The organism is Methylobacterium sp. D48H, assembly GCF_053345715.1.
This window is the reverse complement of the sequence record NZ_JBKFAP010000203.1, coordinates 1-285: the sequence shown is the minus strand read 5'-3', so window position 1 is coordinate 285 and position 285 is coordinate 1. Positions and strand designations below refer to the sequence as shown.

The following is a 285-nucleotide window of genomic DNA, read 5'->3' as shown; positions in this document are numbered from 1 at the left end:
GGTGGCACCGACCAAGCGCGCCGAGCCGCGGGTGCCGTTCCTGTCGGTGATCGAGGCGGGCCACATCCGGCCGGGCGAGGCCGTGACCGACGAGCGCCGCCGGTTCCGCGCCACGGTGCGCCCGGACGGCCAGCTCGACAACGGCCTCGTCATCGGCTCGACCCACAAGATCGGCGCGCTCGTGCAGGGCCTGCCGGCCTGCAACGGCTGGACGTTCTGGCACGTGGAGCGCGGCGGCAAGCCGGTGGTGATCGACAGCTACCGGGCCGGCCTCCGGCAGGCGAT

The 285-nt window shown here is 74.4% G+C and carries 1 protein-coding gene; it reads left to right on the top strand.

The features are described from left to right. Positions 1 to 285: restriction system modified-DNA reader domain-containing protein (locus ACLBX8_RS32130; protein ID WP_447716464.1), on the top strand; the 285-nt coding region annotated here is incomplete at both ends.